Annotated in this window: 15 protein-coding genes and 1 tRNA gene; 10 read left to right on the top strand and 6 right to left on the bottom strand. The window is 72.6% G+C overall.

What is annotated here, in order from left to right; genetic code table 11:
- Positions 1-14 precede the first annotated feature (14 nt).
- On the top strand, positions 15-752 hold the full coding sequence (locus ACF1AG_RS02095) for a Tellurium resistance (protein ID WP_359601048.1): 738 nt from the start codon (positions 15-17) through the stop codon (positions 750-752).
- Positions 753-780: 28 nt separating this feature from the next.
- Here the strand turns inward: ACF1AG_RS02095 and ACF1AG_RS02090 are convergent, their stop codons facing one another.
- Positions 781-1,722: a TerD family protein gene (locus tag ACF1AG_RS02090; RefSeq protein ID WP_359601047.1), complete on the bottom strand. Its 942-nt coding sequence runs from the start codon at positions 1,720-1,722 to the stop codon at positions 781-783.
- A 173-nt stretch (positions 1,723-1,895) separates the two neighbouring features.
- Here ACF1AG_RS02090 and ACF1AG_RS02085 point away from each other — a divergent pair, with 173 nt between their 5' ends.
- The 6 genes from ACF1AG_RS02085 to ACF1AG_RS02060 all read left to right on the top strand — a co-directional run bounded on the left by ACF1AG_RS02085 (position 1,896) and on the right by ACF1AG_RS02060 (position 9,249).
- The gene (locus ACF1AG_RS02085) at positions 1,896-3,059 is read left to right on the top strand and encodes an HpcH/HpaI aldolase/citrate lyase family protein (protein ID WP_359601046.1); all 1,164 of its coding nucleotides are present in this window, start codon (positions 1,896-1,898) and stop codon (positions 3,057-3,059) included.
- Positions 3,060-3,160: 101 nt separating this feature from the next.
- Positions 3,161-5,620 carry a phosphoribosyltransferase gene (locus ACF1AG_RS02080; protein ID WP_359601045.1) on the top strand — a complete coding sequence of 820 codons (2,460 nt, stop codon included), beginning with the start codon at positions 3,161-3,163 and terminating at the stop codon, positions 5,618-5,620.
- Positions 5,620-6,429 (top strand): HAD family hydrolase, encoded by an 810-nt coding sequence (locus ACF1AG_RS02075; RefSeq protein ID WP_359601044.1) that lies wholly within the window; start codon positions 5,620-5,622, stop codon positions 6,427-6,429. The genes ACF1AG_RS02080 and ACF1AG_RS02075 overlap by 1 nt, the downstream gene beginning before the upstream one ends.
- Positions 6,430-6,870: 441 nt before the next feature.
- On the top strand, positions 6,871-7,761 hold the full coding sequence (locus ACF1AG_RS02070; RefSeq protein WP_359601043.1) for an ATP-binding cassette domain-containing protein: 891 nt from the start codon (positions 6,871-6,873) through the stop codon (positions 7,759-7,761).
- A 70-nt stretch (positions 7,762-7,831) separates the two neighbouring features.
- Positions 7,832-8,656, top strand: coding sequence for an ABC transporter permease (locus ACF1AG_RS02065; RefSeq protein ID WP_391809203.1), 825 nt, complete (start codon positions 7,832-7,834; stop codon positions 8,654-8,656).
- A 5-nt stretch (positions 8,657-8,661) separates the two neighbouring features.
- The gene (locus tag ACF1AG_RS02060) at positions 8,662-9,249 is read left to right on the top strand and encodes a TetR/AcrR family transcriptional regulator (RefSeq protein ID WP_191880710.1); all 588 of its coding nucleotides are present in this window, start codon (positions 8,662-8,664) and stop codon (positions 9,247-9,249) included.
- Positions 9,250-9,396: 147 nt separating this feature from the next.
- Here the strand turns inward: ACF1AG_RS02060 and ACF1AG_RS02055 are convergent, their stop codons facing one another.
- Entirely contained in the window at positions 9,397-10,128 is a 732-nt protein-coding gene (locus tag ACF1AG_RS02055) for a DedA family protein (protein ID WP_387794630.1), read from the bottom strand.
- Between the two features lie 153 nt (positions 10,129-10,281).
- On the opposite strand from ACF1AG_RS02055, the gene ACF1AG_RS02050 reads away from it, so the two are divergent.
- Together ACF1AG_RS02050 and ACF1AG_RS02045 are read left to right on the top strand one after the other, a co-directional pair.
- A complete protein-coding gene (locus tag ACF1AG_RS02050; RefSeq protein WP_359601039.1) occupies positions 10,282-11,424 on the top strand; it encodes a sensor histidine kinase in 1,143 nt (380 codons plus the stop codon).
- Positions 11,415-12,062, top strand: coding sequence for a response regulator transcription factor (locus tag ACF1AG_RS02045; protein WP_359601038.1), 648 nt, complete (start codon positions 11,415-11,417; stop codon positions 12,060-12,062). The genes ACF1AG_RS02050 and ACF1AG_RS02045 overlap by 10 nt, the downstream gene beginning before the upstream one ends.
- Positions 12,063-12,086: 24 nt before the next feature.
- Here ACF1AG_RS02045 and ACF1AG_RS02040 read toward each other — a convergent pair whose 3' ends face one another.
- The 3 genes from ACF1AG_RS02040 to ACF1AG_RS02030 all read right to left on the bottom strand — a co-directional run bounded on the left by ACF1AG_RS02040 (position 12,087) and on the right by ACF1AG_RS02030 (position 14,653).
- Positions 12,087-12,305, bottom strand: coding sequence for a zinc ribbon domain-containing protein (locus ACF1AG_RS02040; RefSeq protein WP_337674687.1), 219 nt, complete (start codon positions 12,303-12,305; stop codon positions 12,087-12,089).
- A 36-nt stretch (positions 12,306-12,341) separates the two neighbouring features.
- Complete coding sequence (locus tag ACF1AG_RS02035) at positions 12,342-13,772, bottom strand: hypothetical protein (RefSeq protein ID WP_391809202.1); 1,431 nt, start codon at positions 13,770-13,772, stop codon at positions 12,342-12,344.
- A gap of 74 nt (positions 13,773-13,846) precedes the next feature.
- Positions 13,847-14,653 (bottom strand): DUF4097 family beta strand repeat-containing protein, encoded by an 807-nt coding sequence (locus tag ACF1AG_RS02030; RefSeq protein ID WP_391809201.1) that lies wholly within the window; start codon positions 14,651-14,653, stop codon positions 13,847-13,849.
- Positions 14,654-14,910: 257 nt separating this feature from the next.
- Between ACF1AG_RS02030 and ACF1AG_RS02025 the strand changes: the two genes are divergently transcribed.
- A tRNA-Val gene (locus ACF1AG_RS02025) sits at positions 14,911-14,982 on the top strand.
- 124 nt (positions 14,983-15,106) lie between these two features.
- On the opposite strand, the gene ACF1AG_RS02020 is transcribed toward ACF1AG_RS02025, so the two are convergent.
- On the bottom strand, positions 15,107-15,517 hold the full coding sequence (locus ACF1AG_RS02020) for a PGPGW domain-containing protein (protein ID WP_359601035.1): 411 nt from the start codon (positions 15,515-15,517) through the stop codon (positions 15,107-15,109).
- Between the last annotated feature and the right edge of the window lie 103 nt (positions 15,518-15,620).

Below are 15,620 nucleotides of genomic sequence, written 5' to 3'. Positions count from 1 at the left end.
GACTTGGGGCGGGAATGGGTTTACTGGACGGACTGCGGCGCGGCCGGAACGACGACTTCGACTCCGGCAACGCGGCCACCAACGCCATCGAGCTGACCAAGCGGCACGGCCAGGTGTCGCTGACCAAGCAGGGCGCGGCCACCGGCCATCTGCGGATCAACCTGAGCTGGCAGATGCGCACCTCCGACATCGGCGGCCTGCAGCGGGAGAGCCTGCTGCGCCACCCGTTCAAGGCGCTCAGGCCGCCGGATGTCGTCGGACACAGCCAGTCCATGGTCAACGTCGACCTTGACCTGGGCTGCCTGTACGAGCTGCAGGACGGCACCAAGGGCGTGGTCCAGCCCCTCGGCGGCTACCTCGGCGACGTCAACGGTCCGCCGTACGTGAAGCTCAGCGGGGACGACCGGTTCGGCTCCGCCTCCGGCGAGACGATCTACGTCAACCTCGACCAGCGGGAGAACATCAAACGCCTACTGGTCTTCGCCTACATCTACGACCAGACGCCCGCCTTCGACCGCACCAAGGCGATCGTCACGCTCTACCCGAGCAACGGCCCGCGCATCGAGATCTCCCTCGACGAGCGACAGCCGCAGGCCCGCTCCTGCGCGGTGGTGCTGATCGAGAACGTGAAGAACGAGATCCTCGTGCGCCGCGAGGTCCGGTTCGTCTACGGCTTCCAGGCCGAGCTGGACCGGCTGTACGGCTGGGGCCTGCAATGGGGACGGGGCTTCAAGACGAAGGCCGACCGCTGAGGCGCGGCCGGCCCGGCGACCGGCCTGTCTAGCGCCCGATGAACTGCGGCCCCTGCGGCGGCAGCCGGAAGTCCGGGTCGGGCGCGCCCGTGGCCGGCGGCGGGAAGCCGTACCGGTCCTGCGCCGCCTGGGCCGCCGCCGTGGCGGGCGCGGGGGCCGGGTAGCCGTGCGCGGGCGGGCTCGTCGGGTGCGGGTAGCCGTAGGCGGGCTGCGCGGGCGCGGTGGCCGGGGGCTGCTGCGGCGGGTAACCGTACGCGGGCTGCGTGGGCACGCCCGAGGGCGGCTGCTCGGGCGGCAGCGGGCGGGACACCTCCGGGGCCGGCCCCGCCTGCGCCTGCGCCTGCGTCACCGCGTCGGGCGAGGCGGATCCGGGCGTCTGCGCGGGCGGCTCCGGCGTGTTCGGCGCCTCCCGCTCCTCGGCGGCCTCCGACTCGTCCACCGAGATACCGAAGTCGGTCGCCAGACCCTTCAGACCGTTCGAGTAGCCCTCGCCGAGCGCCCGGAACTTCCAGCTCTCCCCGCGCCGGTACAGCTCGCCGCAGATCAGTGCCGTCTCCTGGCCCGTCTCCGGCTTCACGTCGAAGTGCGCCAGCGCCTCCCCGTCCGGGTTCTGCGTGTCGTACAGCAGGATGCGCAGCGCCTGCACACGGTCGAAGGTCACCCCGTCCGCCGACGCCACGAGCAGAATGCGGCCGACACCGGACTCGACACCGGCGAGATCTGTCTGGATCGTGTCGGTCAGGCCCTCGGCCACGCGCTTCTTGCCGAGCCGCCACACCTTCCCGGACGGATGCCGGGGCTGGTTGTAGAAGACGAAGTCCTCGTCGGAGCGCACGCGGCCGTCGAGACCGAGGAGCAGCGCTGAGGCGTCCACGTCCGGCACCCCCTGCCCGGGCGACCAGCGCAGCACGGCGCGTACCGTGGTGGCCTCGAGAGGAACGTTCGACCCCTTCAGCATCGCGTGCGTCATGCGGTCATCCTGCCTTCTCCGTCCTGGTCACGACAACGCGGGGGGTTGGCTCCGTCATCACGGGGTTACCTGAAGTTCATGCCCGGCGGGAACCGCCGACAAGGACTTTTACGTACTATTACCGGCCACCTTCCGGCACTCCACAGAGTCCACTACAGCCACGGGGGAGTTCAATGCGTCATTTCGGGCACATCGCCCCTGAGGTGCGGAAACGTCTCTTCTATCGGGAGCCCTGCGAGTTCACCGCCGACTCCCCGGCCCGGCTGCTGTCCGCGGCGCTCGGCGCCACGCTCTACAGCCCCGCCACGCGGCCCCTGCTCGCCGACGACGTCCGCAAGCAGGGCGCCCGCGGCGTGGTGTCCATGGTGCTGTGCCTGGAGGACTCCATCAGCGACGCCGAGGTCGTCGCCGGCGAGGAGAACCTGGTCCGCCAGCTCACCGACCTCGCCGGACGGCCCGGCGCGGACCTGCCGCTGCTGTTCGTCCGGGTCCGCCGGCCGGAGCAGATCGGCGACCTGGTCCGCCGGCTCGGCCCCGCCGTCGCGGCGCTGTCCGGATTCGTGCTGCCCAAGTTCACCGCCGAGCGCGGCCTGCCCTTCCTGGAGGCGCTCACCGCCGCCGAGTCCGCCTCCGGCCGCCGTCTCTTCGCCATGCCGGTGCTCGAGTCGCCCGAGCTGCTCTACCGCGAAAGCCGCGTCGAGACCCTCGAAGGCATCTTCCGCGCCGTCGACAAGTACCGCGACCGCGTGCTCGCCCTGCGCCTGGGCGTCACCGACTTCTGCTCCTCCTACGGGCTGCGCCGCGGCCCCGACATGACCGCGTACGACATCCAGGTCGTCGCCTCGGTGATCTCCGACGTGGTGAACATGCTCGGCCGCGCCGACGGCACCGGCTTCACCGTGACCGGGCCCGTCTGGGAGTACTTCCGGGTGCAGGAGCGCATGTTCAAGCCGCAGCTGCGGCAGAGCCCCTTCCTGGAGGTGGAGGCCACCGCGCTCCGTCAGAAGCTCATCGAGCACGCCATGGACGGCCTGCTCCGCGAGATCTCCCTGGACCGCGCCAACGGCCTCCTCGGCAAGACCTGCATCCACCCCTCCCACGTCCTGCCCGTGCACGCGCTGTCCGTCGTCAGTCACGAGGAGTTCAGCGACGCCCAGGACATCCTCCGGCCGGAACGCGACGGCGGGGGTGTACTGCGGTCCGCGTACACCAACAAGATGAACGAGGTGAAGCCGCACCGCGCCTGGGCGGAGCGGACGCTGCTGCGCGCCGAGGTCTTCGGCGTCGCCAACGAGGACATCGGCTTCGTCGAACTGCTCGCGGCCGGTCTGGCGTAGTGAGCGGTGCTTGGAGGGAGTGGCCGAGACGCTCGCGGAGTGAGCGGGGCGTTGGGCGGATCGAGCGAGACGGTCGGCGAGTGACCGAGAGGGAGAGAAGAGTGAACACCTGGTCCGGCACCTGGGTCGCCGAGCGGCTCGGCGTCGAGCTGGCCGGCGACGAACGGCTGCGCGGCATGCTGGGGCTCGCGCTGCGGCGCAACCCCAAGCGGGCACACCTGCTCGTGTCGAACGTCCTCGGCAAGCACGTGCCCCAGGCGCCGTCCCTGGTCCACGGACACGGCGTCGAGCTGGGCCGCCGGGTGCGCGAGCTGCTGGGCGACGCGGCGGCCGCGCAGGCCGTCGTGCTCGGGTACGCCGAGACCGCGACCGGTCTCGGCCACTCCGTCGCCGACGGCCTGGGCAGCGCGCCCTACCTGCACTCCACACGCCGCCCGGTCGCCGGGGTCGCCACCGCGGGCGGCTTCGAGGAGTCCCACTCGCACGCCACCTCCCACCTCCTGCTGCCTGAGGACCCGTCCCTGCTGGCCGGCAACGGGCCGCTGGTGCTGGTCGACGACGAGTTCTCGACGGGGAACACGGTGTTGAACACCGTGCGCGACCTTCATGCGCGGTATCCGCGGGAGCGGTATGTCGTGGTCGCCCTGGTCGACATGCGGTCGGCGGCCGACGCCGGGCGGCTGGAGGAGTTCGCCCGGGAGATCGGGGCGCGGATCGACCTGGTGACGGTCGCGTCGGGGACGGTGCGGCTGCCCGACGGCGTGCTGGAGAAGGGGCAGGAGCTGGTTGCGCAGTTCGAGACGGCCGCGGCGCCGTCGGGGCCGTTCGCTCCCACCGGCTCGCAGCCGCCGTCCGACCGCATCACCCGAGTGGACCTGCGTTGGCCCGCGCGTCTCCCCGACGGCGGTCGGCACGGCTTCACCCCCGCCCACCGCACCGCGCTCGAGAACGCCCTCCCCGCCATGGCGGCCCGAATAGCCACCGCCCTCCCGACGAACGCGCACCGCGTCCTCATCCTCGGCTTCGAGGAACTCATGTACGCCCCCCTGCGCCTCGCCGCCGAGCTGGAGCGCACCACCACCGCCGAGGTGCGCTACTCCACCACCACCCGCTCGCCCGTCCTCGCGGTCGACGACCCCGGTTACGCCATCCGCACCCGCCTCGTCTTCCCCGCCCACGACGACCCCGCGGACGGCCCCGGCGAGCGCTACGCCTACAACGTCGCCGGCGCCGGCTTCGACGCCGTGGTCGCCGTCGTCGACTCGGTCGCCGACACCCCCGCGCTGCACGCCCCCGACGGCCTGCTCGCCCGGCTCGCCGAACACACCCCGCACGTCCTCCTGGCGGTCGTACCGTCGTACGTGCCCGCCGTCGTCACGGACGCCCCCGAAAGGCCCGTCACCATGCTGCCCGAGCCCCTCCGCGGCCCCGCCTTCTCCTCGTACGCGCCGGAGGAGGTCGGCTGGCTGCTCCAGGACCTCTCGGACGTGACGCTGGAGGCGCCGACCGAGGAGCGCGAGGAGGCCATCCAGAGCGGCGGAGCCCACTACGCCGAGTCGCTGCCGGTGGAGTACCAGCCCAGCGAGCAGTACCAGCAGCTCTTCCACAACGCCCTGGACGCCTCGGCCGCCCGCCTGGCGCACGCGGTCGGCGTGGTCACCGAGACCGTCCTCGCCGAGCGGCCACCCCGCCCGGTGCTGGTGTCGCTGGCCCGCGCCGGCACGCCGGTCGGCATCCTGATGCGCCGCTGGGCGCAGCACCGCCACGGCCTCGACCTGCCGCACTACGCCGTCTCCATCGTCCGCGGCCGCGGCATCGACGCCAACGCCCTGCGCTGGCTGGCCGCCCACCATGACCCGCGGGACGTGGTGTTCGTCGACGGCTGGACCGGCAAGGGCGCCATCACCCGTGAACTCGCCCAAGCCGTCGAAGAGTTCGAGAAGGACCACGGTGTCTCCGGCTTCGACCCGGAGATCGCCGTCCTCGCCGACCCCGGATCCTGCGTCCGCACCTACGGCACCCGCGAGGACTACCTGATCCCGTCCGCCTGCCTCAACTCCACGGTATCCGGCCTGATTTCACGGACCGTCCTCCGCGCCGACCTGGTCGGCCCCGACGACTACCACGGCGCCAAGTACTACCGCGAACTCGCGGACTCCGACCTGTCCGTGGCCTTCCTCGACGCGGTCTCCGCCCGCTTCGACGAGGTCACCGAGGCCGCCTGCGCCGAGGCCAAGGACCTGCTCGCCGCCGACCGCACGCCCACCTGGGAGGGCTGGGCCGCCGTGGAGCGCATCAGCGAGGAGTACGGCATCCACGACGTGAACCTCGTCAAGCCCGGCGTCGGCGAGACCACCCGCGTGCTGCTGCGCCGGGTGCCCTGGAAGGTGCTGGCCCGCGCCGGGGCCGGCAGCGACCTCGACCACGTCCGGCTCCTCGCCGAGCAGCGGGGGGTCCCCGTGGAGGAGGTCTCCGACCTGCCCTACACCTGCGTCGGCCTGATCCACCCCCGCTACACCCGGGGCGCCACCGGCGCCGACGGCACGGCGGTGACCCGCTGATGTCCGTCATCGTCGCCAGCGACCTCGACCGCACCCTCATCTACTCGGCCGCCGCACTCGCCCTGACCATGCCCGACGCTCGGGCGCCCAGGCTGCTGTGCGTGGAGGTCCACGAGAGCCGGCCCCTGTCCTACCTGACGGAGACCGCGGCCCAGCTCCTGACCGAGCTGGGCGACGAGGCCCTGTTCGTCCCCACCACCACCCGGACCCGCAAGCAGTACCAGCGCATCAACCTCCCCGGTCCTCCTCCCACCTACGCGATCTGCGCCAACGGCGGCCATCTGCTCGTCGACGGCGTCTCCGACCGGGACTGGCACGCGCGTGTCCAGGCCCGGCTGGCCGACGAGTGCGCCCCGCTGGCCGAGGTCCAGGACCACCTGCTGCGCACCGCCGACCCCGTGTGGGTGCGCAAGCACCGGACCGCCGAGGATCTCTTCGCCTACCTCGTCGTGGAGCGCGAGCTGCTGCGCGAGGAGTGGGTGAAGGAACTCGGGGAGTGGGCGGAGAACCGCGGCTGGACGGTCTCCCTCCAGGGCCGCAAGATCTACGCCGTCCCCAAGCCGCTCACCAAGAGCGCGGCCATGCGGGAGGTCGCCCGGCGCGCCGGCGCCGACCTGACCCTCGCCGCGGGCGACTCCCTCCTCGACGCGGACCTGCTCCTCGCCGCCGATCTGGGCTGGCGCCCGGGCCACGGCGAACTGGCCGAGGATTCCTGGACGGCCCCCGGCGTCCGGGCCCTGCCCGAGCGGGGAGTCCTGGCCGGCGAACGCATCCTCCGCGAGTTCCTCCGCACCGTCCGCTCTCGTTGACCCCGCCCGCCTGACGCCGGCGCGGGCCCCGCGTGGCGGCGAGCCGGCGCACCGCCGGGTGGAAGGTCCGGCGTCCCGTCGCCCGGGCATGTGCCCTCGTCGCGCGGGGTCCCGCGGTTCCGGAGAACAGCGGTGGGTTCCCTGATCATTGAAGAGGCCGGCCCTCGCGACCTGCGCCGCATGTCCGGCCGTGAGGGCCGCCACCTGAGTGAGGGTCACTGCCTGAGCCCGGCGTCGGCCGGACGCAGGCGGATCGCCGAGCCCGAGACCTGACGCGCATGGCCGACCCGGAGAGCACCCGGCCGGGCGGACGCGGGCGCCGGTCAACTCCGCTCGGCTCTGGGCCGCCCGCGGCACTCCGGCGACGGGCGCCGTCCGATGACCGCCTCAAGGCGAGAGGTGCCGTTGCGGAACCTACCTATTGGTAGGTAGGTTTTGCGCATGAGTGCCGCCGCCACCCCTTCCATCCGCACCGTCGGGCTCGGCCGGGACTTCGCCGACCGCCCGGCAGTGCACGGGCTGGATCTGGAAGTGAACCCCGGAGAGGTCTACGGCCTGCTCGGCCCGAACGGCTCGGGCAAGACCACCACCGTCCGGATGCTCACCACCATGCTCCGGCCCTCCCGGGGCACCGCCCAGGTCGCCGGAGCCGACGTCTCCCGTGATCCGGGAACGGTCCGCCGCCGCACCGGAGTCGTTCTTCAGGGCACTGCCCTCGACCCTCTGATGTCCGCCCGCGAACTGCTGCGTCTGCAAGGACGGCTCCAGTCGCTCACCGCCCGGCAGGCACGCGCACGCTGCGCCGAACTCCTCACCGCTTTCGACGCGCGGGACTTCGCGGACACCCCGGTCGGCAAGCTCAGCGGGGGCCAGCGCCGCCGCGTCGACCTCGCCGTCGCCCTGGTCCAGCGCCCGGACGTCCTCTTCCTCGACGAACCCACCACAGGTCTCGATCCGGCCGGCCGCCGGGAGCTGTGGGACCAGATCCGCGCACTGTCCGCCGATCACGGGGTCACCGTCCTGCTGACCACCCAGTACCTGGAAGAGGCCGACCAGCTCTGCGACCGCGTCGGCATCCTCCGCGAGGGCCGCCTCATCGCCTCCGCCTCCCCACGGGTCCTCAAGAGCGAGGCCGGCGACCGCGTCCTGACCCTGCGCTTCCGCGATGCCACCGCCGCCGACCGGGCCCAGGAACTGCTCGCGGCCCGAGGCGAGCAGCTCCACACACCCGAAGACGCCCCCCACGCGGTGAGCGTCCGGCTCACCCGCCCCGGAGCCGACGGCGAGACGCTCTCACCCTGGCCTCCGCCGGCCTGCACGCCCAATCCCTGACCGTCGACGAACCCAGCCTGGAAGACGTCTTCCTCCGCCTGGCCCTCACCCCGGAAGGCGCCACCGCCGCATGACCACCGACACCACCACCGCTGTCGCCGGCCCCGCGACCCCGACGGCCGCACCGAAACCGTGGGCGGCTCTGGGGCCACTGACCACCCGCTCGCTCAAGTCCTGCCTCCGTACGCCCTCCCTGCTGCTCTCGCCGCTGCTCACGAGCGCGTTCTTCATGGTGATCTACGAGGGCCAGCTGTCCTCGGTCACAGCCGCGACCGCGCCCGGTGGCCGCTACATCGACGTGGTCCTGCCGCTGTGTCTTCTCACCACCGCCTTCACGGGCGGCGCCACCGCAGGGCAGCTGCTGGTGAGCGACATCGCCTCGGGCTACCACGCACGGCTCTGGCTGACCCCGGTCGGTCGCTGGACCCTCATCACCGCCCCCGTCATGGCAGTCGTCGCCGTCCTGACCGCGCAGGCCGCCGCCCTCACCGGACTCGGCCTGCTGCTCGGCCTGGATCCGGTCTCCGGGGCCCCCGCCCTCCTGGCGCTCATCGGCGCCACCGTGCTGCTGGGGACGGGATTCCTGCTGCTGGCCGCCGCGGTCGGTCTCCACACCGGCAACAGCTCGGCGGTCGGCTCCGTGACCCCGATCTTCTTCCCGCTCTCCTTCTTCACCGCCACCTTCGTCCCACGTGACCAGCTCGGCGGCTGGATGGTCCACGCGGCGGACATCAACCCGCTCACCCCGCTGCTGGAAGCCATGCGCAGCCTGCTCACCACACCCTGGGCCGAGCAGAATCTGCTGTCGGGCGGCCTCGTCGCTCTCGTCGTCCTGCTGGTGGGCGCCGCCGTAGCCCACCTCACCCTCACCCGCCGCACCCGTACAGGAGTCTGACCACCATGCCCCGCCAGACCGACACCCGGGCTCGCGCCCGCGACGAATTCGCCCTTCGTCTCACCGACTACGGCTACCTCGGCGTCTCCCTCGACGACATCGCCAAGGCCGTCGACGTGAAGAAGGCCAGCCTCTACCACCACTTCCCCGGCGGAAAGCCCGCACTGTTCATGGAGGTGGCCGACCACTACACCAAGGAAGCCTCAGCTCTCCTCCAGACCGCACTCGCGACCCCCGGGACCCTGCGCGACAAGCTCCTCGCCCTCGCCGCCTCGTATGCCCAGGGGACCTACAACTCCGCGCTCAGCAACCAGATCTACTACGCGATCCGCCACCTCGAAGACGACCAGCGCGCCGAGGTCTCCGACGCCTACGTGCGCGGGCTCATCCAGCCGGTCACCGACCTCATGGCCCGGGCAGTGGCCACCGGTGAACTGCGCGAGGCTGATCCTGCGTTCCTCGCCACGGCCTTCCTGGAGCTGGCCGGCACCGTGGACTTCCCACAGGACGACCGCACCCCGGCTGCCGCCGACCGTCTGGCCCAGGACGTCGTCGATCTCTTCCTGCGAGGAGCCGGCCCGGACACCCGGTGAGGAACCCTCAGCCCCGGCTCGCACGACGGCAGGGCCGGGGCGGCCGGTGGTACAGGGCGGCCGGTGGGGCAGGACTGCCGGGTCGGTGCGGTGGCGTCGCTCGCTTCGGCTGCCCCGGTGCGAAGGAGGGGGCCGAGGGCTGCCGCGTCAGTCGGGGCGGCGCAGGGTGAGGGTGTCCGTGGAAGAGGAGTGGGGAGGAGTGTCCTCGGAGCCGGCGGGGCCATCGCTCTTTGCGTTGCGGGCGCGACGGAGGCGCAGGATCACGAAGGTGACGAGGGCCAGGGCAGCCGCCGCCAACACGACCTTGGAGTAGGCCGAGACGACGGAGGTGACCTCCGCCCAGTTGTCCCCGAGCGCGTAACCCGCGAGCACGAACGCCGTGTTCCATATCGCGCTGCCCAGCGTCGTCAAGCCGAGGAACAACGGCAGTGGCATCCGCTCCACCCCGGCCGGTACCGACACGAGACTGCGGAACACCGGGATCATCCGGCCGAAGAACACCGCCTTCGACCCGTGCCGCAGGAACCACGCCTCCGTCTTCTCCACGTCCGAGACCTTCACCAGCGGCAGCCGTCCCGCCAGCGCCAGAGTCCGCTCCCGGCCGAGCAGCGCCCCCACCCCGTACAGAGCGAGCGCGCCGACCACCGAACCGACGGTGGTCCACAGCAGCACGGCGATCAGGCCCATCCGCCCGTTGCTCGCGGCGAACCCCGCCAGCGGCAGGATCACCTCGCTCGGTATGGGCGGGAAGAGGTTCTCGAGCGCGATGGCGATGCCGGCCCCGGGCGCACCTAGGGCGTCCATCAGGTCGTCGACCCACTGCGGTCCGGCGTCCGCACCCGCGGCCGCCGTGATCGTCTGCGCTGCGATGGCTGTCATGTCGTCCACGCTAGGAAATCGGAGCTGAAGGGTCGCTGAGGAAAGCCGCACGATCGACTGCGGTTCCCCGTACGGACTCGTGTGGTTTCCTGCAGGGGGAATTGCGGTTTTCCGCAGTGTGTGCCCCCGACCGGCCCGGCTAGTCTCGCGATCATGCGAGTCATGGCGCGGCGCGTGGTGCGGTGCGCGGTCGGTCTCATGTGGGGGGCCGCCGCGGCCGTCGTCGAGCTGCTCGGGACTGTCCTGGCCGGCTTGCTGCTCCTGCTCGTCGTGGCCTGGCCGCGGCCCCGCCGGGCCGTCCTCCGCCCGGTCCTCGCATGCGCGCGGAGAGTGACGGAGCTGGAGCGGGCCCGGCTGCGGGTCTGGCTCCGGGTCCACACCTCTCCCGTGTACGAGGACACGCAGGCCCTGCAATATCTGGCCTGCCGGTGGGCCCTCGGACTGCTCGGCGCGGTGGTGATGCTCTCGGCGGCGGTCGGCCTCGGCTACGGCACGTCCTGGATGTACCTGTGGCTGCTGGTGGACGACGTGCGGAACACGGGCGCGGTCGTCTACACGTCCCTCGCCGGGCTTTTCCTGCTCTTCCTCACCGTGCAGGGGATACTCGCGGTCGCCGAGCTGGAGGGAAAGCTGGCCCGCCGCATGCTCGGTCCTCGCCACCAGGAGGAGCTGGAGCGGCGCATCGCCGAGCTGTCCGCCAGCCGCGCGGCCGTGGTCGACGCGGTGAACGACGAGCGGCGCCGCATCGAGCGGGACCTGCACGACGGGGTGCAGCAGCGTCTGGTCGCGCTCGGCATGCTGCTCGGCCGGGCCCTGCGCAGCCAGGACCCCGAGCGCTCGGACCGGCTGCTGCGCCAGGCGCACGAGGAGAGCCGGCAGGCCCTGGACGACCTGAGAGAAGTGGCCTGGCGGATCTACCCCACCACCCTGGACGAGGCCGGGCTGCGGGCGGCGCTGGAGACGGTCGCCGAGCGGGCGTCCGTCCCGGTGCGGGTGGAGTACGGACTGAGCGGGGAACCGGAGCGGCCGGTGGCGACGGTCGTCTACTTCGTCGTCTGCGAAGCCGTGACCAACGCTGTGAAGCATGCGGCGCCGAGCCGGATAGTCGTCGCGATCGGATCGAAGGAGGGGGCGTTGCGGGTGAGTGTGGAGGACGACGGCCGGGGCGGGGCGAACGCGTCGGGCAGCGGCCTGTTCGGACTGGCCAGACGGGTGGCCGCGCTCGACGGGAGGCTGGAGGTGCGCAGTCCGCCGGGCGGGCCGACACTGGTGACCGCGGAGCTGCCGTGCGGGTGATCCTGGCCGAGGACTCCATCCTGCTGCGGGAGGGGCTGGTGCGGCTGCTGGCGGAGGAGGGCCACGAGGTGCTCGCCGCCGTCGGCGACGCGGACCGGCTGCTGCAGGCGGTCGCCGCGACCCCGCCGGACGTGGTGGTCGCCGACGTCCGGATGCCGCCCACGCACACGGACGAGGGTCTGCGCGCGGCCCTGGAGATCCGCCGGAGCCGGCCCGAGGTGGGGGTGCTGGTGCTCTCGCAGTACGTGGAGAAGCGGTATGCGACAGAGCTGCTGACAGGTGAGTCGGAAGGGGTGGGCTATCTGCTGAAGGACCGGGTCGTCCAGGTCGACGAGTTCCTGGACGCGCTGGAGCGGGTGGCCGCCGGGCGGGCCGCCTTCGACCCGGAGGTCGTCCGGCAGCTGCTCGGCCGCACCACCCACGTCGACCCGCTGGCCCGGCTCAGCCCGCGGGAGCGGTCGGTGCTGGCGGAGATGGCGCAAGGGCACACCAATGCGGCCATCGCCCGGCGGCTGCACATCTCGCAGAGCGCGGTGGAGAAGCACACCAATGCGATCTTCGACAAGCTGGAGCTGGCGGGCGGAGGGGAGGGCTACTCGCGCAGAGTGCTGGCGGTGCTCCGCTACCTGGGCAGTTGACCCGCCGGGCTGGGCGACGTGGTGTCAGCCGCAGCAGCCCCCGCCACAGCAGCCGCCACCGCCGGCCGGGCGGGGCGCCGGTGCCGCCGCGGAGGCGGTGCCGCCGACCGCGACCGTGGAGAGGAGCTTGACCGTGTCGTCGTGACCCGCCGGGCAGGCCGCGGGGGCGGAGGACTCCGCCATCGGACGGCTCAGTTCGAACGTGTCGCCGCAGGTGCGGCAGCGGAATTCGTAGCGAGGCATGGGCACAGGTTAACCGGACCGCCGGGAGGGGGTCGGTCAGTTGGCGCCGGCGCCGCGCTCCTCACGGATCTGGGACACCACGCGGCTCGCGGTCTCCCGGACCGCCTCGGTCTCGGTGAGGAAGTGCCAGTAGTCGGGGTGGCGGCCCTCAAGCCCGGCGATCGCCCGCTCCAGCCGGGCCACGGCATCGTCGAGGGGGCGTGCGTGGCGCGGGTCGGGGGTGTTGCGGCCGGCCATGGCGAGCCGCTGGGCGTCCCTGATGGCGAACCGGGTGCGTTCGATCTCCTGCTCGGGGTCCTTCTGCACGGCGTTCAGCCTGCGAAGGCGGTCGCCGGCGGCGGACACGGCCTCGTCGGTGGTGTTCAGCAGGGCGCGCGCGGTGGAGAGCAGGGAGGTGGCGTCGGCCCAGCGCTGATCGTCGCGGGCGGTGCGGGCCTCGGCGAGGCGGGACTCCGCCTGTCGGACGTTGCGCTCGGCAAGCTCGGGCACGCCCTGGAGGTCCTGCCAGCAGGCGACGGTGAAGCGTCGGCGCAGTTCGCTCAGAATGGGTTCGACCTGCTCGGAGCGGGTGGTGAGGGCCTGGGCGCGGGTACGCAGGGAGACCAGCCGGCGGTCGATCTCGGCGGCCCGTTCCGGCAGCCGCTCGGCCTCGACGCGAATCGCCTCGGCCTCGCGGGTGACGCGGGCAGCCCGGTCCAGGGTGGCGGGCACGCCGTGCTGTCCGGCGCCCTGGTTGAGCTTGGTCAGCTCGGGGGACAGGGCGGCCAGGCGGGCGGCGAGGTCGTCGGCCTTCAGCCCGGAGCCGCGGGCGGAGTCCAGGGCTTGGGAGGCGGCGAGCAGCGCCTGCCGGGCGCGTTCGACGGCGGGCGCGAGCCGGGCCAGCTGAGTCTCGGCCTTGCCGAGCAGCGGGCCGAGACCGTCGGCGAACCGGTCGAGGTCCCGCTTGACCCGACTCAGTTCGTCCTTGGCGGCGGTCAGGTCGACGCGGGCCCGGGAGGCCGTCGAGGCGTCCAGGTCGTCGCGGTCGAGGTCATGGGCGTCGACGGCGCTGATGTAGCGGTGGCTGGCCTCGTCGATGCGCCGGCCCAGCTCGGCGAAGTCGTCGACGGCGCGGCGGGCCGCGGGGGAGTCGTCGACGGCGGTGATCGTCTCGATGGAGATCCGCAGGTCGCGCTGGGCGGTGTCGAGCTCGTAGAAGGCGGCGGCCGCGGCGTCCTTGGCGGCCTGCGCCTCGGCGCGCTGGTTCTCCGCACGCCCGCCGAACCAGCGCCGGGTGCCGCCCCCGGCGAACGCGGCGGGCAGCACCAGTGCCGCGACCAGCGGCAGGGCCGCCAGGGCGAGCGCGTCACGCAGGGGTGCGGGGACGCGGCGGGCGTGCCGGCCCGCCGGTGGGGGAAACAGGGTGCGGCGCGCGCGAGGCACGCGCGGCTCCGACGGCGAGTACGGCTGTGCTGGTGTCGCCGTCACATCCCTCTCCCGTACTGTCGTTCGCCCTGCCCGTTGTCATTCTCCCACCGGTACAGGACGAACACACGGGCCCGTCAGTTCGCGGTGCGGACGGTGAGTTTGCCGTCGCCGGTGCGTGCGGTCACCTCATGGGGGCTGGAGTCGTCGCGCGGGACGGTGACGTGCTCGGCGCCGTCGCCGGTGGAGGAGTCCACCCGGTAGCTGCCGCGCGGCAGCTCGATGGTCGTCGAACCGTCGCCGCTGCGGGACTCCACCCGGTCCGGCGCGGCGGTGAGGACGAGGTGCAGGGAGCCGTCGCCGCTCTGGGCGCGCACGGTGGGGGAGGAGACCTCGGCGCGCACCGATCCGTCGCCGCTGCGCAGCTCCAGAGGCCCGCTGGTGTCCGTGATGCGGACCGAGCCGTCCTTGGTGCGGACGGCCAGCGCGTCGCGGAAGCCGTCGGCGCGGACGCTGCCGTCGTGGCTCTCGACGGTGACGGCGACACCGCGCGGCACCACGATGCGGTGCTTGGAGGAGCAGTCGGCGACGATGCCGGAGCACTCCTCGCGCAGCACGAGCCGGTCGCCGTCCATGGACCAGGTGACCTTCGGGTCGGAGCCGATGGCGACGGTCCCCTGGAACCAGCGGGTGACCGCGATCTCGCCGTCCGGCTGCTCGTCCGAGGCGACGATCTCCAGGGCGGAGTCGTCGGAGTCGACGGTGAGGCTCGCGCCGGGCAGGTCGAAGGCGCGGTGCTCGGGCTTGTCGTCGTCGGCCGCCGACGCTCCGCACGCGCTCAGGGCGGCACCGAGCACCACGGCGGCGCCGGCGAGCGCGAGGGCGCGAGCCCGTACGGGACGGGACGTGCGGGCGGGTGAGGCGGCGCGGGCGGTGGCGGTCATGACGGGCTCCCCCTGGAGATACTGCTTGCGGACGGACGGACGGACGGACGGACGGACGGACGGGGCGGGCGGACGGCCGCGCGGTGCGGCGGCGTCGGACGTCTTCGACCGTACGGAGACGGGGGCCCGGAAGGGATCCGGCCGACCGGCGGATCAGGGGTGGGGATATCCCCCGTGCCGGGGCGTCTGGGGTTTGCGGGACCGTGACCCCGGCCATGTAGTCTGTCCACTTGACCCGGGCGGCGTGCGCGGGTCAGGGGTGCGTAGCTCAGGGGTAGAGCGCCTGCCTTACAAGCAGGATGTCGGCGGTTCGAAACCGTCCGCGCCCACACAGATCAGAGGCCCCTCACCCGTGCGGTGAGGGGCCTCTTTCCGGTCGTTCAGGAGACCGGTCGTTCAGGAGACCCGTAGGAGACCGTGCGGGCAGCCACGGCCGGTGACCCGGTGACCCGGTCAGCCGGTATCGCGGGTACCGGTGCGCGTCGTGCGGTAGCTGTACATCAGCAGGGCGACGAGGATGATGCCCGACAGGATGAGCCCCGCGCCCGTCGGCCAGCCGCCGAAGGGGAGTTCGGGCATGACGCCCCAGAACAGACCCGCCACGAGCAAGGCCGCCGCCACGAGGCACGAACCGGCGATCCGGACGGCGGAGGAGACACTCTCCCTGGCCGCGCTCATCGCGCGCCGGCGCACGGGGTCGACGAAGCGGGCCACGGCGGGGAACCGGTCGGCGAGGACGAGCAGCCCGGCGAGGATGAGCAGCAGTCCGGGCCCCGGCAGGACCAGCAGCGCGAGGCCGACGAGCAGCAGCGCGAACCCGGCCACGAGTGCGAATCCCCTGCTCAGGACGTCTCGGCTGCCCACCTCTGCCCCTCGTGGTCTCCTCATGTGACGCAAGGCCGCTGGAACGAGGGCCGTTCCGGTCCACTTCCATGCTGCTGCCGGGACGCTTTCCCTGCAATTCACT

The sequence above is a fragment of the Streptomyces sp. NPDC014764 genome (assembly GCF_043082785.1).
GTDB classification, from domain to species: domain Bacteria; phylum Actinomycetota; class Actinomycetes; order Streptomycetales; family Streptomycetaceae; genus Streptomyces; species Streptomyces althioticus.
This window is presented reverse-complemented; position numbering and strand designations above follow the sequence as displayed.